This is a genomic window from Micromonospora sp. L32 (assembly GCF_052068055.1).
GTDB classification, from domain to species: domain Bacteria; phylum Actinomycetota; class Actinomycetes; order Mycobacteriales; family Micromonosporaceae; genus Micromonospora; species Micromonospora purpureochromogenes.
The window spans coordinates 204,990-225,382 of sequence record NZ_JBQHDD010000010.1 but is presented as its reverse complement, the minus strand read 5'-3'; the positions used below and the strand labels follow the sequence as shown (position 1 = coordinate 225,382).

Sequence of the window (20,393 nt, the reverse complement as noted above, 5' to 3'; positions counted from 1 at the left end):
GGGGCCCGGCGTGTCCGCCGGGCCCCATCACTAGTCGTGCCGTGTTGCTACTTCACCGCGTTGTACGCGTTGACCATGCCGGCGCCGTAGAAGCCGTTGCGCTCGCCGCCGGAGCAGGTCGCGTCGTAGGCGTGCGGGCCGGCCGGGTGCAGCGGAGCCGGGTTGTAGACGCCCTCCGGGCAGGACTGCGCCACCGACGTACGCTCCAGGAACGCCGCCAGCTGACCCGGGCTCATGCCCGGGTGCGCCGACGCCGCCAGCGCCGCCACGCCGGTGGCGTGCGGGCCGGACATCGAGGTGCCCTGCTTGTAGCCGTAGCCGTTGGTCTTCGTCGCCGTGTTGAAGGTGGTCGACAGAATCCCGTCGGTGGAGGTCGGCGTGACACCCTGCGTGCGGTAGCGGGTGTCGCCACCCGGCGCCGTCACGTCGATGACACCCTGGCCGTACGAGGAGTAGAAGCTCTTCGCCCCGGTCCGGCCGACCGCCGAGACGGTCACCACACCCGGCACCTCGGCCGGCAGGTCGAGGCAGGCGTTGGTGAGGTCCTCGCGCTCCTCCGGCGTCCCGTTGTTCGGGCTGCCGAAGTCGTCGAGCTTGTGCGCGAGGTCGTAGTTGGAGTTACCCGCGGACGCCACGTTGAGCACGCCCTTGCTCTGCGAGTAACGGATGGCCCGCTGGACCGCCTGCCACACCGGACGCTGGCGTGCGTCGTTGCGGCAGTTCAGCTCCCACGGGTCGATGTAGTAGCTGTTGTTGGTCAGCTCCATGCCGTGCTCGGCGGCCCACATGAACCCGCAGACCGCGGCCTCCGGGAAGATGTAGCCGTCGTCGTTGACCACCTTCACCGCGGCGAGCTTCACGCCCGGCGCGATGCCGGCCACGCCCTTGCGGTTGACGGCGGCGCCGATGGTGCCGGCCACGTGGGTGCCGTGGTCGGAGGTCGTCGGGTTCCAGGCCGCCTCGGCCGTGTCCACCGTGCCGCCGAGGCAGGACGCACTCTTGTCCTTGGCGATCTGGTCCTTCAGATCCTCGTGGCTGGAGGAGATGCCGCTGTCCAGCACGCCCACCACCACGTCGGCGCTGCCGGCGTTGACGGCGTGGGCCTGCGGGAGGCCGATCATCGGCATGTCCCACTGCTGACCGAAGAGGGGCTCCCCGGTCGGGTCGGCGGTGCTGCTCGCCGCCTCGGCCGCGGAAACCTCCACGGTCTCGCTCTCTTCGAGAGCGGTGCCCAGGCCGGCGGTGGACGCCACCGACTCGACGCCCGCGCCCGCCACGTCGGTGACGAAGTCGGGGTTGGTCGAGCGGACGACGAGCACGCCGATCTGGTCGTACGTGGCCACCACGGTGCCGTTGGCCGCGGCCACGCGGGCCGCCGCCTTCCCGGTGGTGGCGCCCTGCGGGGCCAGGACCAGGAACGTGGTGTCCGGGCCGGCGGCCGCCGCCGGGGCCAGCCCGCCGGTGACGGCGAGGCCGACACCGAGGGTCACGGCGGACGCGGCAGCCAGTGTCTTGCGACGAAGGTTCTTCACACAGACTCCCAGGGGCTGTTTTCAGCCGGGTGCGCCCCCTGGTGGGGAGCGGCCGGCGGGAAGAGGGCGGGATGCCCGCTTCCGAACCAACAGCGTAGGAGCGGAGTGTGTCGTTACACACATCCGTTCGGTCGGTCGCTGACCGTCATACGGTGGCCAGGGTGTGCGGGATTTCGTCCAGCAGCTCGCGGGCGAGGAAGCCGATCCGTCCGAACCGGGGGACCAGCCGCTGGCCGCTGACCGCGTGCGCCCAGGCGGCCCAGCAGGCGCCCTGCGCCGGCGTCGCCCCGCGGGACAGCAGCCCGGCCAGCAGCCCGGAGCGGACGTCGCCGCTGCCCGAGGTGCCCAGGCCCGCGTCGCCGCTCTCCTCCCGCCAGCACTCGCCGGCGGGGGTGGCGATGTGGCCGTAGAGCGAGACCACCGCGTCGTACCGACGGGCCAGCTCGCGCGCCTCGGCGTCCAGGTCGTGACCGGGCTCGCGGCCCAGCAGGTGCCGCGCCTCGGTCACGTTGGGGGTGAGCACCACCGGCCGGCCCGCGCCGACCAGCAGGTCCGGCTGGTGGCTGAGCGCGCCGAGCGCGTACGCGTCCAGCACCAGCGGCGTCTCCGGCGCGGCGGCGTCCAGGACCAGGCGCAGCAGCGCCCGGGTCTCGTCGATGTCGTTGAGGCCGGGACCGAGCGCCACCACGTCGGCCTGCCCGACCAGCTCGCCGAGCCGGTCGCCCGGATCGCCGGCGACCGCCCCGTCCCCGGTCTCGGCCAGGCCGATCACCAGCGCCTCCGGCACCTGGATGCTCAGCGCGGCGGCGGTCGACTCGGCGGCGGCCAGCTGAAGCACCCCGGCGCCGGCGCGCAGCGCGGCCACGCCGGCCAGCAGCACCGCGCCGGGGGTGAAGCGGGAACCCCCGACCACCAGCACGGTGCCCCGGTGCTCCTTGCCGCCGGTGGGCACCGGCAGCGCCCAGTCGCGCAGCAGCGCCGGGGTGATCACCAGCGTCTCAGACCGGTTCGGCATGGACCTCGTCCTCCCTGGTCCGTCGGGCGCCCTGCCGGCGCAGGTGCGTCACGTCGTTGAAGGTGTCCAGGACGAGGCGGCCCTCGGGGTCGGCCGACCAGCCGGTCACCGAGCAGTTGGCGATCACGTGCTCCCGGGTGAGCGCCATCAGCTCCGCCTCGGTCAGCCCGTCCACCAGGTAGCGGAGCATGAAGACCAGCGCGTCGTGGCCGAACAGCAGCACCCGCTGTCCCTCGTGGTCGCGGCGCAGGTCGCCCAGGAGCGCCCGCAGCCGCAGCGCCAGGTCGGTCCAGGACTCGCCGCCCGGTGGGCGGTAGTAGAACTTGCCGAGCCGGCGGCGGCGGATGGCCTCCTCGGGGAAGCGGCGCTGCACGCCGTGCCCGGTCAGGCCGTCGAGGATGCCCAGTTCCCGGTCGCGCAGCCGCTCGTCCCGGCTGGCCGGGATGCCGGTGCCGGCCAGCGCCAGCTCGGCCGTGCGCACCGCCCGCAGGTACGGCGAGACCACCGCCACGTCGGGCCGGCGTTCGGCCGGCAGGCCGGCGAGCCAGCGGGCGGTGGCCCGGGCCTGCTCCTCGCCGGTGTTCGACAGCGGCACGTCGGCGTCCCGGTGGGTCAGGTCGATCAGCTCGGCGCCGGACGTCTCCGCGGCCGTCGCGGCGACGTTCGCCGTGCTCTCGCCGTGCCGGACGATCCAGAGGGCTGCCAGTTCCGCCATGCGGCCACCCGTACCCGAGCGGGCCGCCCGGTAACCGTTCCGGCTCGGCCGGCAGCCCCCGACCCGCGCCCCGGGCGTGAACGGGCCGAGGCCGGGTAAGCGCTGGCGCGTTCGGAAGCCGAGACAGGGGGAGGTACGCCGTGGCGACCATGGTGAAGGAACAGAAGAGCCCGCTGAAGGACAAGAACTACGACCTGATCCACGTCCTGCAGATGTCGCTGGACAACATCTACCGGATGGACACCTACATCGCGGACGCGGAGCAGCGGGGCGATTCGGAACTGGCCACCTGGTTCAGCAAGATTCAGGAGAACAACCGCAAGGCGGGTGACCAGGCCAAGCAGATGCTCATGCAGCGCTTGCAGCAGGAAGGGCGCTGACACCCGCGCTGCCGGGGGCCGGACGCGGCAGTCTCGTCGCGTCCGGTCCCGGCAGCCGCGACACTCAGGGCACCTGGACGGCGTAGATGCCCCGGCCGAAGGTCCCCGCCACGAGGCGGTGGTTGGTGCCGTCGTACTCGATGTCGTCGACCGGGACCAACGGCAGGCCCCGGCCCTGGCGCAGCCAGACCCCGCCGCCGGTCGGGCTGACGAACACGCCCTGGTCGGTGCCGACGTAGAGGGTCAGCCCCTTGCCGATGGCCAGGTCGTTGACCGGCGCCTTCGGCAGGGTGCCGCTGAGGTCGTGGAAGTGCCGGCCGCCGTCGAGCGAGCCGAGCACGTACGGCCGCTGGGAGCCCGACCGGTACGCGGACAGCGTCACGTACACCCGGTCGGCCCGCCGTGGGTCGACCACGACGCGGGTGACCCACGGCTGCCCGGAGAGCAGCAGTTGCCAGGAGCCGCCCAGGTCCCGGGTCACCCAGACCCGCCCGTCGTCGGTGCCGACGTAGACGGTCCGGCCGTCCCCGGCCGGGGCGACCGTGGTGATGGTGCCGTAGTTGGTGTAGATCGGGTCGCGGCCCGGTCCACCGGTCAGGTCGCCGCTGATCGCCGTCCAGGTCCGGCCGCCGTCGGTCGACCGGTTGAGCACGTTGGCGCCGTAGTACATCACCGCCGGGTCGCGCGGGTCGAAGACCACCGGGGTGAACCAGTTGCGCCGGGCGGCGGTGACCTGGTTGCCGAAGTACGTCATCGTCTCGCCGCCGTCGGTCGAGAAGAAACAGTTGCCGTACTGGTAGCAGGCGTAGACGTTCTCCTTGTCGGTCGGGTTGATCAGGTTCTCCTCGCCGTCCCCGCCGAGATACTCGTTGAAGGCGGGGCCGCCCCACGAGCGCAGCGAGCCGTTGTCCTGGGTGCCGCCGGAGATCCGGCTGACGTCCTGCGGCGTGATCGCCACGCTGTAGAACTGGGTGTACGGCTCGTGGGTGGCCTTCACCCAGCCGCCGTCCCCGTTGGCGTCCGAGCGGTACGTCCCACCGTCGTTGCCGAGGTAGACCCGCTGCGGACGGCGCGGATCCCAGATCATGGCGTGGTGGTCGACGTGGGTGGAACTGCTGTCCGCCGTCCAGGTCCGCCCGCCGTCCTTGGTGGTCAGCAGCGGCACGCCCGCGACGTGCACGTGCTGCGGCTCGTCCGGGTCGACCCAGACCTTGCCGAACCACCAGCCGAAGGTGGACTGCGAGGTGGTCAGCTCCGGGGTGTCCGGGAGTCGGGTCCAGGCGTCGCCGCCGTCGCTGCTGCCGTAGAACCCGGCGAACGGGCCGGCGGTGGAGTTGACGATCGCGTAGAGCCGGTCCGGGTCCGAGGCGGACTGGCCCAGGCCGATCCGGCCCACCTCCGGCCCGGCCGCCGGCAGCCCACCCGCCAGGCGCGCCCAGGTCGCTCCGCCGTCGACCGAGCGGTAGACCCCTGAGCCGACGCCGCCGTAGGTGCGCAGGTCCGGGGTGCGGCGGTGGTCCCAGAGCACGGCGTAGAGCCGGTCGGCGTCGCGCGGGTCGATCAGCACCTCGGTCGCGCCGGTGAACTCGTTGGCCCCGGCGAGGATCCGCTGCCAGGTCGCACCGCCGTCGGTGGAGCGGTAGACGCCCCGGTCGCCGCCGCCGTTGTAGAGCGATCCGGCGGCGGCCACGAAGATCCGCTTCGGGTCGGCCGGGTCGACGGTGATCGCGCCGATCGCGCCCGAGTCACGCAGGCCCAGCGACCGCCAGTTCCGGCCGCCGTCGCGGGAGGCGTACAGGCCGGTGCCCTCGTAGGTGATGCTGCCACCACCGGGATTGGCCTCGCCGGTGCCGGCGTACAGGGTGCCGTCCGGGCCGGTCGCCACCGCGCCCATCGCCTGGGTCCAGCCGTCCGGCCAGGCCGGCTCGAAGCGGTTGCCGGCGTCCCGGCTCACCCAGACCCCGCCGCTGGCCGCGGCGGCGTAGACGGTGTCGGGGCGGTGCGGGTCCAGCGCGAGCGAGGTGATCCGGCCGCCGATGTTGGTCGGCCCGACCGAGGTCCACCGGCCGCCGACCGCGGGCAGCCGGGCCCCGGCCTTCGCCGCCGTGTCGTAGGCGTGCCGGGGCAGCGCCTCGCCGCGCACGGTCTTCTGGAGATAGCGGTACTCGGCGGGGGCGGAGGGCCCGCGCACCGGCCGGTACTCGTCCTCGGGACGCGGCGGTGAGGCGCCGGCGCCGGTGGGGGAGAGGGCCACGGTGCCGCCGGAGAGCAGCGTCGCGGCCAGGATCAGGGAGAGGGTACGTCGTCGTGCCACGGAGGTCCCTTCGCCGGTGGAGGGAGGGTCGACGGTCCCGCCGAACGTTACGAAGACGGATGTCGATGGTCAACCCTCCGGCGTCGCTGAAGGTGACCGGGTCGACACCGGACACTAGGCAGGAACCATATCGATGGGGTGGAATGGCTTGACCTGCCGTACCCGTCGGAAGGACCACGATGACGCCTGCCCGCCGCCGGGCGCTGGCCGCCGCCACCCTCACGGCGCTGCTGCTCACGGCCGCCCCCGCCGCCCCCACCCACGCCGCGCCCGGCCGGCCGGCCGCCCCACCGCACCTCGCCGGCGACCACACCGTGCCGGTCTACTCCTACGCCGACGCCGTCCGGGAGAGCGTCCAGGTCGAGACGCCGACCGACGCCGACGGCGACGGCGTGCGGGACCGGGTCATGGTCGACCTGGTCCGGCCCCGGGAGGCGGCGCAGGCCGGCGTCCGGGTGCCGGTCATCATGGACGCCTCGCCGTACTACCACTGCTGTGGCCGGGGCAACGAGAGCGAACGCAAGACGTACGACGCGAACGGCGTGATCGCCAAGGCCCCGCTCTTCTACGACAACTGGTTCGTCCCCCGCGGGTACGCCTTCGCCGCGGTCGACCTCAGCGGCACCGCCCGCGCCAGCGGCTGCGAGGACGTCGGCGGCCGGGCCGAGGTGGCCGGGGCGAAGGCGGTGGTGGACTGGCTGAACGGCCGGGCCCGCGGCTTCACGCTGGACGGCGAGCCGGTCACCGCGTCGTGGAGCACCGGCCGGGTCGGCATGATCGGCAAGTCGTGGGACGGCTCGGTCGCCAACGGCGTGGCGGCCACCGGCGTCCGGGGCCTGGAGACCATCGTGCCGATCTCCGCGATCTCCAGTTGGTACGACTACCAGCGTTACCGGGGCCTGCTGCGGGCGTCGGACTATCCCGCCTACCTGCACCAGGTGGTCAACGGTCGGCCCGCCGCGGCGTGCGCCGCCGTGCTCGCCCGGCTGCGCGCCGACAGCGCGGAGGACACCGGCGACTACAACGCGTACTGGGCGGAGCGGGACTACCGCCGCTCGGTCGAGCAGGTCCGGGCGAGCGTGCTGGTCGCGCACGGCGTCAACGACCTGAATGTCACCACCGGCCAGTTCGCCCGCTGGTGGGACGCGCTCGCCGACCGGCAGGTGCCGCGCCGGCTCTGGCTCTACCAGGCCGGGCACGAGGACCCGTTCGACGTCCGCCGGGCCGAGTGGGTCGCCACCCTGCACCGCTGGTTCGACTACTGGCTGCAGGGCCTGCCCAACGGCGTCATGCGGGAGCCCCGGGCCACCCTGGAGACCGCCCCCGGGGTGTGGACCGAGCAGCGCGACTGGCCGGCCCCGGGCACCCGGAACGTCCCGGTGGCCCTGGGCGCCGGCGACGGCACGACCGGCACGCTCGGCGGTCCTGGCGCCCGTCCGGGCGTGGTGCGGGCGTACACCGACGAGTCGCTGACCGAGCCGCAGGTGGTCACCGAGCCAACGACCGCCCGCGCCGGACGGCTGGTGTTCCTCTCCGGCGCGCTGACCGCGCCGCTGCGGATCTCCGGGACGCCGTCGGTGCGCCTGCGGATCAGGGTCGACCGGCCGACCACCGCGCTGAGCGCGCGGCTCGTCGACTACGGCACCGCGGAACGGATCCAGTACCGCAGCTCCGAGGGGGTCCGCACGCTCGCCACCGAGTCGTGCTGGGGGGAGTCCACCGTGGCCGACGACGCCTGCTACCGGGACACCGCCGAGATCACCGCGGTCACCGACCACGGCGTCCTCACCCGCGGCTGGCTCGACGCGGCGCACCACCGGTCCCTGCGGTTCACCAGCCCGCTGCGCCCGGACCGCTGGTACACGGTCACCCTGCCGCTCAACGCGTACGACGCGGTGCTGCCGGCCGGCCACGTGCTCGGTCTCGTCCTCGCCCAGAGCGACCCGGGCTTCACCGAGACCGACGACCGGGACGCCACCGTCTCGGTGGACCTGGGAGGCAGCACGCTGACCCTGCCCGTCACCGGCCGCGCCACCCTGCCGTCGGCCCCGGTCGCGCCGGACGTGGTCACCGCTCCCGCCGCCCCGTCGGACGGCCGCGCCGCCCCGCCCGACAACCGTCAGCTGCCGGACCGCTCCTGACGGCGGCTGTCGACCGGCCCGCCGCCGCCTTGCGGGGCAGCGGCGGGCCGATCGACCGGGAAGGATGCCAATCGATCGACCACGACGGGAAGGGTGACGCCGGATGACAGTGGTCAAGGGTCTGGGCGAGGCGCTGGTGCTCTTCGTGATCGCGGTGGCGGTCGCCGCGGTTGGGGTGGGGATCTGGGTGGCGGTCAGCGGTGGCGAATTCCTCCACCTGCTGGGCATCGCGCTGGTGGTGGTCGGCCTCCTGCTGGCGGTCACCGGAGACCTCACCCTGAGCCGGATCGGCATGCTGGACGCCCGGTCGACGTTCGGGCTGGCGCCGGAGCGGGAGGACGCCGGCGGTGGGCGGGTGCTCACCGGGGTCGGCATCTTCCTGTTCGTCTCGGTTCCGCTCGTCGTGGTGGGCATCCTGCTGATCGTCTGACCGCTCCGGCCGGCTGCCGGTGGGCGCGGCCACGGCGTCGGCACCACGGGCCCGACGCGGCGGTGCACGGCCGGCGGGACGCCCGGCCGCGACCGCCGGTCACGGCGGAGGCCCGGCGAGCCGCTACCCTGCGCCCATGGACGGCGTGGCGGACGGCGAACGGCTGGCGGCGTCACTCGGGCGCGACCTCGCCCGGCTCACCTTCGTCGACCTGACCACGGACGCGGTGACGGCGCGGATCATCGATTCCGTGGTCGCCTGGGCCGGTGACCAGGGCTGGCGGGTCTATCGCCGGGCGCCGAGCGTGCTGCCCCTACCGCCGCCGCTGTCCCGTCAGCAGTCGGTACTCGACGTCGCGTGTGCCCGGCCGGACGGGCCGCCCGTGGTCATCGAGGTCGACCACACGGACCGGCGTCGTACCTGGGACAAGCTTCTGGCGGAGGCGGCGGCCGGCCGCGTCGCGATCTGGGTGCGTTGGGGACCGGGGCGGTTCGGCACCGCGCCCGCGCCGATCCATCAGGTGACCTGCGAGGTCTCCCGCCGCGCCGGGCCGGCCGGGGCGGGCCGGCTGCACAGCCGGGCACCGGGCGGCGACCTGCCGCCACCCGCGCACTCCGAGCGGGGCGCCGGCAGCACCGCCGAGCTGCTGCCGCTGCCGTCGTTGGACGACGAGACACCCTGAGTCCCCGCCGGGCGCGCCTGGCACCGTTTGCGGCGGGTGGCGGTATTCCGAGTCCCGGACACCGCCACACGCCGCAAACCGAGTGGCGCGCGACGGCCTACTCGAAGCGGGACGGGTCGCCGGCGCCGCGGCGGAGGATCTCCGCTTCGCCCTCGGAGAAGTCGATCACCGTCGTGGGCAGGGTGCCGCACTCGCCGGAGTCGATCACCGCGTCGACCACGTGGTCGAGCCGCTCCTTGATCTCCCAGCCCTGCGTCATCGGTTCGGTGTCGCCGGGCATCAGCAGGGTGCTCGACACCAGCGGCTCGCCCAGCTCGGCCAGCAACGCCTGCGTCACGACGTGATCGGGGATGCGGACCCCCACGGTCTTCTTCTTCGGGTGCAGCAGCCGGCGGGGCACCTCCTTCGTCGCCGGCAGGATGAAGGTGTAGCTGCCCGGGGTCGCCGCCTTCAGCGACCGGAACAGGGCGTTGTTGATCTGGACGAACTGGCCGAGCTGCGCGAAGTCCCGGCACACCAGGGTGAAGTGGTGCCGGCTGTCGAGCTGGCGGATGTCCCGGATGCGGTCGATGCCCTCCCGGTTGCCCAGCTGGCAGCCGAGGGCGAAGCACGAGTCCGTCGGGTAGGCGATCAGTCCGTTGCCGCGGACGACGTCCACCACCCGGCTGATCGTTCGTGGTTGCGGGTTGTCCGGGTGCACGTCGAGGTACGTCGCCATGGCGGCAGCCTAGGCGGGGGCGGCGACCCCCGGAACGGCCGGCCGCCATCGCGTGCCGTCCGGCTCGGCGGGCGGTGCCGGTGAGCCGGGCGCGGGAGTCGGCCGCTGCCGTTACCGTGTGAGCGTGGCGACGGCGGCGGAGGAGATCCGGGTCGGGGAGCGGGTGGTCCGGGTCTCCAGCCCGGACAAGCCCTACTTCCCGGAGCGAGGCCTGACCAAGCTGGACGTGGTGCGCTACTTCCTCGCCGTCGGCGACGGCATCCTGCGCGCGCTGCGGGACCGGCCGACCATGCTGGAACGCTGGCCGCGCGGTGTCTTCGAGGGCGCGAAGATCGCCACCCGGCAGGACAACCGCGGCGACGCCTTCTACCAGAAGCGGCTGCCGGCCGGCGCGCCCGACTGGGTCCGCACCGCGCACATCACGTTCCCCAGCGGGCGGACGGCCGACGAGGTCGCGCCGAGCGAGCTGGCCGTGGTCATCTGGGCGGCCAACCTGGGGACGCTGCGGTTCCACCCCTGGCCGGTCTCGGCGGCCGACGTGGAACGCCCCGACCAGCTCCGCATCGACCTCGACCCGATGCCGGGCGTCGGCTTCGACCAGGTGGTGCCGGTGGCGCACGAGGTCCGTGCCTTCCTCGACGAGCTGGGCCTGGTCGGTTACCCGAAGACCACCGGCGGTCGGGGCCTGCACGTCTACCTGTCGATCGAGCCGAGGTGGAGTTTCGGCGAGTGCCGGCGCGCGGTGCTGGCGCTGGGCCTCCAGATGCAGCGCCGCCGCCCCGACCTGGTCACCACCACCTGGTGGCGCGAGCAGCGGGACCGGCCGGTCTTCGTCGACTACAACCAGATGGCCCGCGACCACACCATGACCTCGGCGTACTCGATCCGGCCGACGCCGGCGGCGCTGGTCTCCGCGCCGCTGGACTGGTCGGAGCTGGACGACGCTCGCCCCGAGGACTTCGACGTGGTGAGCATGCCGGCCCGGTTCGCCGGGCGCGGCGACCCGCACGCCGGCCTGGACGAGCGGCGCTTCTCGCTGGAGCCGCTGCTGGAGCTGGCCGACCGGGAGGGGCTGGCGGCCCCGCCGGAGCGCTGACGGGTCACCGCCCAGGGCGCTGAGGGGTCACTGCCAGGGGCTCTGGGCGCCGGTGAACTCCTCGAAGACCAGCCAGCTGCGGGTGGACAGCACCCCGGCGATGCCCTGCACCCGCTCCAGCACCACGTCCCGCAGGGTGGCGTTGTCCGGCGCGCGGACCAGCGCGAGCACGTCGTGTTCGCCGCTGAGCAGCGCCACGTGCTCGACGTAGCGCACCCGGGCCAGCTCCGCCGACACCTCCCGCCAGGTGTTCTGCTCAATCGTCAGGGCGATGTACGCCGAGGTGCCCAGCCCGGCCGGCTCCGGCGCCACCTGCGCCCGGAACCCGGTGATCACGCCGTCGCGCAGCAGCCGCTCCACCCGGGCGTACGCGTTGGTGCGGGAGACGTGCACGCGTTCGGCCAGCGTACGGACGGAGAGCCGGCCGTCGCGGACCAGCTCGTCGAGGATGCGCCGGTCCACCTCGTCCAGCGGACCGGCCGAACGTCCCGTTCCACCGGGCAGGCCCGCCTCCGGACTGGTCTCCTGGCTCACATCAGCCCCCTCGGGATGCCATTCATCCCACGTTCACCGCGCATCTTGAGTCAATCATCCGACAGCAGGAGCATAAGGCCACCACACGTCCAGGAGGTCCCCGCCGTGACGACCACACCCCAGGCGGTCCGCAGGGCATCCCCGCGCACCCGCCGGCCGGCCACCCCGGCCGCGCCCGAGAAGTCCGCCGGCCTGCTCCCGCAGGCCGAGCCGGTCCGACTGCTCGACCCGGACGGTACGCCGCTGCCCGCCCGCGCCGACTACCCCGAGCCGCCCGCCGAGGCGCTGCGCGAGATGTACCGCCGGATGGTGGTCGGTCGCCGCTTCGACACCCAGGCCACCGCCCTGACCAAGCAGGGCCGGCTCGCCGTCTACCCGTCCTCACGCGGCCAGGAGGCCTGCCAGGTCGGGGCGACCCTCGCCGTGCGCGACACCGACTGGGTCTTCCCCACCTACCGCGAGTCGATGGCGCTGGTCAGCCGGGGCATCGACCCGGTCGAGGTGCTCACCCTGCTGCGCGGCGACTGGCACTGTGGGTACGACCCGACGCGGGTGCACACCGCGCCGCAGTGCACCCCGCTGGCGACCCAGTGCGTGCACGCCGCCGGGCTGGCCTACGGCGAGTCGTACCAGGGCCGGGACACCGTGGCGCTGGCCTTCATCGGCGACGGCGCGACAAGCGAGGGTGACTTCCACGAGGGGGTCAACTTCGCCGCCGTGTTCAAGGCCCCGGTCGTCTACTTCGTGCAGAACAACAAGTACGCGATCAGCGTGCCGCTGTCCCGGCAGACCGCCGCGCCGAGCCTGGCGTACAAGGGCGTCGGCTACGGCGTGCCCAGCGAGCAGGTCGACGGCAACGACCCGGTGGCGGTGCTGGCGGTGCTCACCCGCGCGGTGGCGCACGCCCGGGCCGGTCACGGGCCGTTCCTGGTCGAGGCGCACACCTACCGGATGGAGCCGCACACCAACGCCGACGACGCCACCCGCTACCGCGACGCCGACGAGGTCGAGGCCTGGCGCGACCGCGACCCGGTGGCCCGGCTGGAGACGTACCTGCGCAACCGGGGCGCGCTCGACGACGCGGCGGTGGCCGCGATCGCCGAGGAGGCCGAGGCGTACGCCGCCGGCCTGCGCGACCGGATGAACGCCCAGCCCACGGTCGACCCGCTCAGCCTCTTCGACCACGTCTACGCCGAGCCGACCCCGCAGCTGGTCGAGCAGCGCGAGCAGGTCCGCGCGGAGCTGGCCGCCGCCCGCGACGAGGAGGGGGACGCCTGATGGCCACCATGACCATGGCGAAGGCGCTCAACGCCGCGCTCGCCGACGCGATGCTCGACGACGACCGGGTGGTCGTCTTCGGCGAGGACGTCGGGCAGCTCGGCGGCGTCTTCCGGATCACCGACGGGCTCCAGGCCCGCTTCGGCGACAAGCGCTGCTTCGACACCCCGCTGGCCGAGGCCGGCATCGTCGGCTTCGCCGTCGGGCTGGCCATGTCCGGGCTGCGCCCGGTGGTGGAGATGCAGTTCGACGCGTTCGCGTACCCGGCCTTCGAGCAGATCGCCTCGCACGTGGCGAAGCTGCGCAACCGCACCCGCGGCGCGCTGAGCGTGCCGATCGTGATCCGGGTGCCCTACGCCGGCGGCATCGGCGGGGTGGAGCACCACTGCGACTCGTCCGAGGCGTACTACGCGCACACCCCGGGCCTGAAGGTGGTCACCCCGGCCACCGTCGAGGACGCGTACTCGCTGCTGCGCCAAGCGATCGACGACCCCGACCCGGTCGTGTTCATGGAGCCCAAGAAGCTCTACTTCTCCAGCGCCGAGGCGGAACTGCCCGCGACCACCGCGCCGTTCGGCCGGGCGGTCGTGCGCCGGCCCGGCACCGACGCCACCCTGGTCGCGTACGGCCCGGCGGTGCCGGTCGCGTTGGAGGCCGCCGAGGCCGCCCGCGAGGAGGGCTGGGACCTGGAGGTCGTCGACGTGCGCACCATCGTGCCGTTCGACGACGAGACGATCGCCGCCTCGGTCCGCCGGACCGGCCGGTGCGTGGTGATCCAGGAGGCGCAGGGCTTCGCCGGGGTCGGCGCGGAGATCGCCGCCCGGGTGCAGGAGCGCTGCTTCCACGCCCTGCACGCCCCGGTGCTGCGGGTGTCCGGCCTGGACATCCCGTACCCGGCGCCGATGCTGGAGCACACCCACCTGCCCTCGGTGGACCGGGTGCTGGACACGGTGGCCCGCCTCCAGTGGGACGACCAGCCCGACCCGCGCTGGCTGCCCCAGGGGAGTGCGGCGTGACCACGGTGGAGCGGACGCAGGTCTTCCTCCTGCCCGACCTGGGCGAGGGGCTGAGCGAGGCCGAGATCGTGGAGTGGCGGGTCGCCGTGGGCGACGTGGTCACGGTGGACCAGAGCGTGGTCGAGGTGGAGACCGCCAAGGCGGTCGTCGACGTGCCCTGCCCGTACGCCGGCCGGGTGGTCGCCCTGCACGGCGCGGCGGGTGAGGTGCGCCCGGTCGGCCAACCCCTGATCACCATCGCGCCGCTCGACGGCGGCGGCGGCGAGTCGGCCGGGCACGCCACCTACCGCGAGGAGGAGCGGGCCGGCTCCGGCAACGTGCTGATCGGGTACGGCACCGGGCACGCCGGCGCCGGCCGGCGTCGGCGCCGTCCCCGGTTGGCGCTGGCCCCCGAGCCCACCGCCGGCGCGACCGACGTCCCCGAGGGGAAGGACACGCCGGAGCCGGCCGCGGCACCGACCGACCTCGCGGCCGGGCGGACGCCGACGGCGGCGCTGGTCATCTCGCCGATCGTGCGTCGGCTGGCCAGGGAACGCGGGGTGGACCTGGCCGCGGTGCGCGGCACCGGCACCGGCGGCGTGATCCGCCGCGCCGACGTGGAGGCGGCCGCCGCCGCGCCGGCCAGCCGGCTCGCGGCGGTGCCGGAGCAGCCCGACGCGCACGTCGGGCTCGCCCCGGCCGAGGGGCAGGACGTGATCATCCCGCTCACCGGCATCCGCAAGGTGATCGCCGACAAGCTCTCCCGCAGCCGGCGGGAGATCCCCGAGGTGACCATCTGGGTGGACGTGGACGCCACCGGGTTGCTGGAGACCCGGGCGGCCATCAACGCCGCCACCCCGGACGCGCCGGTGAGCATCCTGGCCCTGCTGGCCCGGATCTGCCTCAGCGGGCTGCGGCGGTTCCCGCAGCTCAACGCGCACGTCGACACCGAGGGGCAGCGGATCATCCAGTCCGCCGGGGTGCACCTGGGCATCGCCGCGCAGACCGACCGGGGCCTGGTCGTCCCGGTGCTGCGCGACGCCCAGCGGCTCACCACCCGGGAGCTGGCCGCCGCGCTGGCGGAGACCACCGCCGCGGCCCGGGCCGGCACGCTGCCGCCGGCCCGGCTGACCGGCGGCACCTTCACCCTCAACAACTACGGGGTGTTCGGCGTGGACGGCTCGACGCCGATCATCAACCACCCGGAGGCGGCGCTGCTCGGGGTGGGCCGGATCGTGGACAAGCCCTGGGTGGTCGACGGGCAGCTCGCGGTGCGCAAGGTGACCCAGCTCAGCCTCACCTTCGACCACCGGGTCTGTGACGGTGGCGTGGCGGGCGGCTTCCTGCGGCACGTCGCCGACTGCGTCGAGCAGCCGGCGCTGCTGGTCGCCAACGTCTGAGCGGTACGGGCGGAGCCGGCCGCGCTGGCCGGCTCCGCCGCCGGACGGCGTGGTGTCCGCTTCGTCGGCCCAACGGTGCGGGCGGCGGGGGTGTGGGCACGGCGTTTTCCGGTCGGTGGGTCGGGAAATCGGCGGCCGGGGAAACGACCGGACCGCCGAGAGGAGCACCCGTGCCGTACCAGGGTCTGCCCGTCACCGTGCGGGACCGGCGCCCGTCCGTCGCCGGTGCGCCGTTGTGGTGCGACGCGCACGAGTACGGGCTGACCGGCGACGGGGTGACCAACGACCAGCCGGCGCTCGCCGCCCTGGTGGACCGGCTCGGCGACGGGTACGCCGCCGACGGGCGGGCCCGGGTGATCTACTGCCCGCCGGGGATCTACTCGATCCGCGACGCCGGCACGGTGTGGCGCAGCGGGGTCTCGCTGATCGGGGCCGGCTCGGCGGCGACCCGGTTCCTGCTCAGCAACGAGGGCAACCGGTCGGACCCGACGCCGCTGGCCTTCTGGACCACCCTGCAGCACGGCGCGGACCGGGACCGGCACATCGCCGACTGCACCTTCGCCGACTTCGAGATCGACGGCTCCGGCGTGGCCATGGCCGAGTACAACTACCTGGCCAAGGGGCTGGGCCTGCAGTACGTGGTGCGCGGGGTGTTCCGCAACCTCTACATCCACCACACTGCGGCGAGCGGGCTCGGCTGCGACTTCCGCCAGGACGGCATCATCGACGGCGTGGTGGTCGTCGGCTGCGGCCGGCTGGACAACGGCGAGGAGATGGGCGGGGCCGGCATCGGCATCGGCATCGGCGGTTGGGGCACCGTCGAGCGGCTCACCATCGCCAACTGCACCGCGCTGGGCAACGGCACCAACGGCATCTTCCTGGAGTTGCAGAAGGACTACTGGCCGCCGCCGCGCGGCTACCGGATCGTCGGCTGCCACAGCCAGGGCAACCGGTTCGGCATCTCCGACTGGGGCGCCGACGGGCTGATCGTCACCGGCTGCACGATGACCGGCAACCTGGAGGCGGGCTTCGACGTCTCGGCCAACGGCACCTCGGGGGTGGCCGGCCGGGGTGGGCTGCTGACCGACTGCGTGATCGACGGCAACGTCCGCGACGGGATCAGCATGGGCAACACCCCCGGCCCGTACACGGTGCGGGGCAACCGGGTCAGCGGCAACGGCGCCTACGGCTACCACGAGCACAACCTGGGCCGGGGCTACCAGGACCCGGCGATGGACGTGGTGATCGAGAGCAACGAGTTCTGGGGCAACGGCCTGGACGGGATCCGCCTCGACCGACCGATGACCGACACGGTGCTGCTCAACAACCGGATCCGCAACAACGGGCGGCAGTGCGCCGGCGCCTGCGCCGGCGGCGAGACGGTCCGGTACAGCGACAAGGCGCTGGTGGACCGCTCGGCGAACTGGCCGTCGGACGGGCACCGGGGCAAGGTGCTGCGGGTGGGCGAGCGGGTGGCCGTGGTGGCCGCCAACACCGCCTCCGAACTCACCCTCGCCCCGGTACGCCCGGACGCCTACAGCGCCTGGAGCGGTGACACCCCGCTGCCCGGGACGGCGTACGAGCTGCCCGCCGCGCCCGGTACCCGGGCCGGGATCACCATCAACGCGGCCTTCGACTCGGCGACGATCCGGGGCAACCGCGTCTGGGACAACCACGACCCGAGCACCCAGACCCACGGGCTGTGGATCACCGAGCGGGGCAGTTGCGTGGCCTGCCGGGTCGAGGACAACGACCTCGCCGGCAACGCCGAGAGCGCCACCCGGTTGGACACCCCGCCGGTCGGCGGTCGGTGGGACCGCAACCACGGCGACCAGGACTGGGACTGAACGACCCGAGTCGGTACGCCGGGGACGCGGACCACCCAGGCTTCCTGTTCCGGGACGGCCGGGCCGCGAATTCGCGGCCGAGCACACCGGCGACCAAAAGCCCAGCCGTTTCCGAGCATTTCTCGCGAAAGTGCGCCGCGGCCCGAGAAGCGCCGTACAGAATGTGGCCAAGGGAAATGGAAACGGGGGGCTGAATATGGATGTGAGGCGGCGACTGACGCTATTGGCGGTGACCATCGCAGCCACACCGTTGATCCTCGGCGGATGCACGGCGGACCGGAAGGAGGCCACCGGCTCGGGGCCGGGCAGGGCCCAGGACCCCGCGGTCACCGTGACCCCCGCCGACCGGGCGAAGGACGTCCCGGTCAGCGCGGAGGTCGGGACGAGCGTGAGCCACGGGAAGGTCACCGGCGTCAAGCTCACCGACGACAAGGGGAAGCAGGTCGCGGGGGAGCCGCGCGAGGACGGGTCGAGCTGGGTGCCGAGCACTCCGCTGGAGAACGGCCGGACCTACACCGCGGAGGTGACCGCCACCGGGAAGAAGGGGCGGACCGCCGTCGGGCGGACGACCTTCACCACGTCGCCCAAATCGACCAGACAGGCGATACAGAGCACGTTGTATTTCGCCGGAAATCAGACGTACGGCACCGCGATGCCGGTGACCGTCGCATTCGATCCGCCAATTCCCAAAGAGGCTCGGGCGGCCGTGCAACGGCGATTGTTCGTGAAGACCGACCCGCCGCAGCCGGGTACCTGGTCATGGATGGGGGACGGCAAGCAGGTCGAATACCGGGCACCGGATTTCTGGAAGCCCGGCACGAAGATCAGCGTGCGGTCGGGACTGGCGGGACTCCCGATCGGCAAGGAGTTCATCGGTGACGACGACCGCCGGTCCACCTCGAAGATCGGCCGACAGGTGGCCCTCGAGATCGACAACGCCACCAAGCAGATGTCGGTCCTGCAGGACGGCAAGCTGGTCCGCAAGATCCCGGTGAGTATGGGCAAGCCGAGCACCCCGACCTCGAGCGGCAAGATGGTGATCATGGAGAAGCACGACTTCACCACGTTCGACACCCGGGGTTCGGCCGACCCTTACGTGGTCGACGTGGAGGACGCCCAGCGGCTCACCTGGGGCGGCGAGTTCATCCACGCCGCGCCGTGGTCGGAGGGGGATCAGGGCAACATCAACGTCTCGCACGGCTGCACCAACGTGTCGGTGACGGCGGCGGACTGGCTGATGGGCATCACGAAGGTCGGCGACCTGGTGACCATCAAGGGCACCGAGGTGCAGTTGGACCAGGGCAACGGCTTCACCGCCTGGAACGTCAGCTGGGACGAGTTCGCCAAGGGCAGCGCGCTGCCCGTGCCGCCCGGACTGAAGCCGGCGCCCACCCTGAGCCCGGGGCACCCGGGGGCGGTGGCGGGGGGATCGTCGCCCGCACCCGCGCCGTCCGCCAGCGGCGGCTGAGACCAGAGGGAGGAACGACCGGGGTACGACCGGCCCGCCGCGCGGCGGGCCGTTCGTGCGTCGGCCCGGGCAGGATCGGGGCCGGTGCCCGGTCGAGGTGGGCACCCGGCAGCTCGGACGGCCTCCCCGAAGGGCTCCCGAGCCCCCGTGTGCGGCGGCACGGCCGGCGACAATCGGGCCGGGTGAGGCGGACCTCAGGTGAGGTCGACGCGGGCGATGGCGGTGCCGACCAGGCTGCCCAGCCAGAGCCGGTCGCCGTGCTGCCGGACCCCGGTGATCATCCAGTAGGCGCCGTCGGGGCCGTGCAGCGTGCGCAGCACCGTCCCCTCGCCGTCGACGAGGGCGACCAGCCCGTACTTCTGCGGCTGCGGTCGTACCGCGTCGGGCAGCAGCGCCACCAGCTGGCGCAGCCGGGGGTGCGGCAGCAGCCGCTCTACGACCGGCAGCCGGGGGCTGGGCAACGCGATCCAGTACGTCCCGTCGCCGACCGCCGTGAGGTTGTCCGGGTACGCCGGCAGGTCGGTGAGCACGGTGACCGCCCCGTCGGGCAGGGCCACCCGCACCAGCCGGTGGGTGCTGGTCTCCACCAGCATCAGCGCCGACTCGTCCGGGGTCAGCGCGATCCCGTTGGGGAAGTAGAGCCCGTCGGTCACCACCTCGGTGCGCCCCGAGCGCGGGTCGTAGGCCAGCACCCGCCCGTTGGGGCGGTGTTCCAGCAGGTCGTGCTTCCAGTGCGAGAGCGGGTACCGGTCGGAGGAGTCGGTGAAGTAGACCGTGCCGTCGCGGGCCACCGTGGCGTTGTCGGCCAGGTGCACCGGCGGCGCGCTGCCGGTCAGCTCGTGCACCGCGCCGTCGGGGGTGACCCGCAGCAACCCCCGGTACGCGTCGCAGACCACCAGGCTGCCGTCGCGCGGGTCCAGCTCGATGCCGAGCGGCCGCCCGCCGGTCTCGGCGAGCAGCCGGGGCGCGGTGCCGGCGGGCGCGTCGGCGGGCCACCACCAGAGCCGCCCGTCCTCGTCGCCGCTGACCACCCGCCCGTCCGGGTCCACCAGCACGTCCTCCGGCCCGTGCGCGCCGGGCGGCAGGGGCAGCAGCTCGACCGCGTCGAGCCGCCGGTCGGTGGCCGCCCACACCCCGGCCAGCGGGGGCGGGACGGTGGCCGGCTCGCGGACGGGCCGGATCAGGCGGGGCGGGCGGGGGCGCTGGCGCGGGACGACCATCGGGTCATTGTCACCCGCCGATCCCGGTCCCGTCCCCCCGCCGGGCGTGTCGCGCCGGCGGCGCATCGTCCCTGAGACGGATCGGGGACTCCCCCGGGGGCGACCCTGGGCGTACCCGGATTCGGTCCGTCGGACGGCGGAAATGTCGGTGGCCGGGGCTAGATTCGTCCGTATGGGACAGCGGGGTGACCGGCTCCACGTGCAGCTCAGCGTGGGTGACGACGTGGTCGGGGTGCGAGTGGTCGGCGAGGTCGACGTCGCCTCGGTCGGTGTGCTGCGCGCCGCGCTGTGGGCCGCGCCGGCGCGTCCGGTGCTGCGGGTCGACCTCTCCGGTGTCCGGCTGCTCTCCGCCGCCGGGGTCCGCGCGCTGGTCGCCGCGCACCTGCGGGTGCGGGCCCGGGGCGGCGAGCTGGTGTTGGCCGACCCGGATCCGGTGGTCGCCCGGGTGCTGCGGGCCACCGGCCTGCACCGGGTCGTCCCCGTCGTGCAGAGCCTGCCCACTCCGCCCTGCCCCCGCGGCGAGCTGGTCGCCTGCGCCTGAGGCGCGCCGTCGCCGTCGCCGGCACGGCACCGCCCTGCACCCAATGGTGCGGGGCCGCCAACACGGCACCGACCCGCAGCCGTTGGC

General features: G+C 73.7%; 18 protein-coding genes. 11 read left to right on the top strand and 7 right to left on the bottom strand.

The genetic code is table 11. From position 1 onward, the window contains the following. Positions 1-47: 47 nt before the first annotated feature. The 3 genes from ACTMTB_RS25525 to ACTMTB_RS25515 form a co-directional block, all read right to left on the bottom strand. Positions 48-1,532, bottom strand: a complete 1,485-nt coding sequence (locus tag ACTMTB_RS25525) for a S8 family peptidase (protein ID WP_441148747.1) — start codon at positions 1,530-1,532, stop codon at positions 48-50. A 145-nt stretch (positions 1,533-1,677) separates the two neighbouring features. Next, positions 1,678-2,547, bottom strand: coding sequence for an NAD(P)H-hydrate dehydratase (locus ACTMTB_RS25520; protein WP_441148746.1), 870 nt, complete (start codon positions 2,545-2,547; stop codon positions 1,678-1,680). Next, positions 2,531-3,262 (bottom strand): histidine phosphatase family protein, encoded by a 732-nt coding sequence (locus ACTMTB_RS25515; RefSeq protein ID WP_441148745.1) that lies wholly within the window; start codon positions 3,260-3,262, stop codon positions 2,531-2,533. Before ACTMTB_RS25515 ends, ACTMTB_RS25520 begins: the two co-directional genes overlap by 17 nt. A gap of 149 nt (positions 3,263-3,411) precedes the next feature. Here ACTMTB_RS25515 and ACTMTB_RS25510 point away from each other — a divergent pair, with 149 nt between their 5' ends. Then, entirely contained in the window at positions 3,412-3,642 is a 231-nt protein-coding gene (locus ACTMTB_RS25510) for a hypothetical protein (protein ID WP_441148771.1), read from the top strand. A gap of 64 nt (positions 3,643-3,706) precedes the next feature. On the opposite strand, the gene ACTMTB_RS25505 is transcribed toward ACTMTB_RS25510, so the two are convergent. Continuing rightward, positions 3,707-5,956, bottom strand: coding sequence for a glycosyl hydrolase (locus ACTMTB_RS25505; protein ID WP_441148744.1), 2,250 nt, complete (start codon positions 5,954-5,956; stop codon positions 3,707-3,709). 179 nt (positions 5,957-6,135) lie between these two features. Here ACTMTB_RS25505 and ACTMTB_RS25500 point away from each other — a divergent pair, with 179 nt between their 5' ends. The 3 genes from ACTMTB_RS25500 (at position 6,136) to ACTMTB_RS25490 (ending at position 9,209) form a co-directional block, all read left to right on the top strand. Beyond that, positions 6,136-8,097 carry a Xaa-Pro dipeptidyl-peptidase gene (locus ACTMTB_RS25500; RefSeq protein WP_441148743.1) on the top strand — a complete coding sequence of 654 codons (1,962 nt, stop codon included), beginning with the start codon at positions 6,136-6,138 and terminating at the stop codon, positions 8,095-8,097. A gap of 103 nt (positions 8,098-8,200) precedes the next feature. Then, the gene (locus ACTMTB_RS25495; protein WP_441148742.1) at positions 8,201-8,527 is read left to right on the top strand and encodes a hypothetical protein; all 327 of its coding nucleotides are present in this window, start codon (positions 8,201-8,203) and stop codon (positions 8,525-8,527) included. A 136-nt stretch (positions 8,528-8,663) separates the two neighbouring features. Beyond that, on the top strand, positions 8,664-9,209 hold the full coding sequence (locus ACTMTB_RS25490; protein WP_441148740.1) for a hypothetical protein: 546 nt from the start codon (positions 8,664-8,666) through the stop codon (positions 9,207-9,209). Between the two features lie 97 nt (positions 9,210-9,306). On the opposite strand, the gene ACTMTB_RS25485 is transcribed toward ACTMTB_RS25490, so the two are convergent. Beyond that, positions 9,307-9,927, bottom strand: coding sequence for an L-threonylcarbamoyladenylate synthase (locus ACTMTB_RS25485; protein ID WP_154936484.1), 621 nt, complete (start codon positions 9,925-9,927; stop codon positions 9,307-9,309). 124 nt (positions 9,928-10,051) lie between these two features. On the opposite strand from ACTMTB_RS25485, the gene ACTMTB_RS25480 reads away from it, so the two are divergent. Beyond that, positions 10,052-11,023, top strand: coding sequence for a DNA polymerase domain-containing protein (locus ACTMTB_RS25480; protein ID WP_441148739.1), 972 nt, complete (start codon positions 10,052-10,054; stop codon positions 11,021-11,023). 27 nt (positions 11,024-11,050) lie between these two features. On the opposite strand, the gene ACTMTB_RS25475 is transcribed toward ACTMTB_RS25480, so the two are convergent. Beyond that, the gene (locus ACTMTB_RS25475; protein WP_280836669.1) at positions 11,051-11,557 is read right to left on the bottom strand and encodes an Lrp/AsnC family transcriptional regulator; all 507 of its coding nucleotides are present in this window, start codon (positions 11,555-11,557) and stop codon (positions 11,051-11,053) included. Positions 11,558-11,629: 72 nt separating this feature from the next. On the opposite strand from ACTMTB_RS25475, the gene pdhA reads away from it, so the two are divergent. From pdhA to ACTMTB_RS25450, 5 genes are all read left to right on the top strand, one after another. Further along, positions 11,630-12,835, top strand: coding sequence for a pyruvate dehydrogenase (acetyl-transferring) E1 component subunit alpha (gene pdhA / locus ACTMTB_RS25470; protein ID WP_441148770.1), 1,206 nt, complete (start codon positions 11,630-11,632; stop codon positions 12,833-12,835). Further along, positions 12,835-13,851: an alpha-ketoacid dehydrogenase subunit beta gene (locus ACTMTB_RS25465; RefSeq protein WP_441148738.1), complete on the top strand. Its 1,017-nt coding sequence runs from the start codon at positions 12,835-12,837 to the stop codon at positions 13,849-13,851. Before pdhA ends, ACTMTB_RS25465 begins: the two co-directional genes overlap by 1 nt. Further along, positions 13,848-15,230 (top strand): dihydrolipoamide acetyltransferase family protein, encoded by a 1,383-nt coding sequence (locus ACTMTB_RS25460; RefSeq protein WP_441148737.1) that lies wholly within the window; start codon positions 13,848-13,850, stop codon positions 15,228-15,230. Before ACTMTB_RS25465 ends, ACTMTB_RS25460 begins: the two co-directional genes overlap by 4 nt. Before the next feature lie 170 nt (positions 15,231-15,400). After that, entirely contained in the window at positions 15,401-17,077 is a 1,677-nt protein-coding gene (locus ACTMTB_RS25455; RefSeq protein ID WP_441148736.1) for a right-handed parallel beta-helix repeat-containing protein, read from the top strand. Between the two features lie 196 nt (positions 17,078-17,273). After that, the gene (locus ACTMTB_RS25450; protein WP_441148769.1) at positions 17,274-18,545 is read left to right on the top strand and encodes an Ig-like domain-containing protein; all 1,272 of its coding nucleotides are present in this window, start codon (positions 17,274-17,276) and stop codon (positions 18,543-18,545) included. 194 nt (positions 18,546-18,739) lie between these two features. On the opposite strand, the gene ACTMTB_RS25445 is transcribed toward ACTMTB_RS25450, so the two are convergent. Then, positions 18,740-19,765 (bottom strand): SMP-30/gluconolactonase/LRE family protein, encoded by a 1,026-nt coding sequence (locus ACTMTB_RS25445; RefSeq protein ID WP_441148734.1) that lies wholly within the window; start codon positions 19,763-19,765, stop codon positions 18,740-18,742. Between the two features lie 172 nt (positions 19,766-19,937). On the opposite strand from ACTMTB_RS25445, the gene ACTMTB_RS25440 reads away from it, so the two are divergent. Beyond that, positions 19,938-20,306: an STAS domain-containing protein gene (locus tag ACTMTB_RS25440; RefSeq protein WP_357618940.1), complete on the top strand. Its 369-nt coding sequence runs from the start codon at positions 19,938-19,940 to the stop codon at positions 20,304-20,306. Positions 20,307-20,393 lie beyond the last annotated feature (87 nt).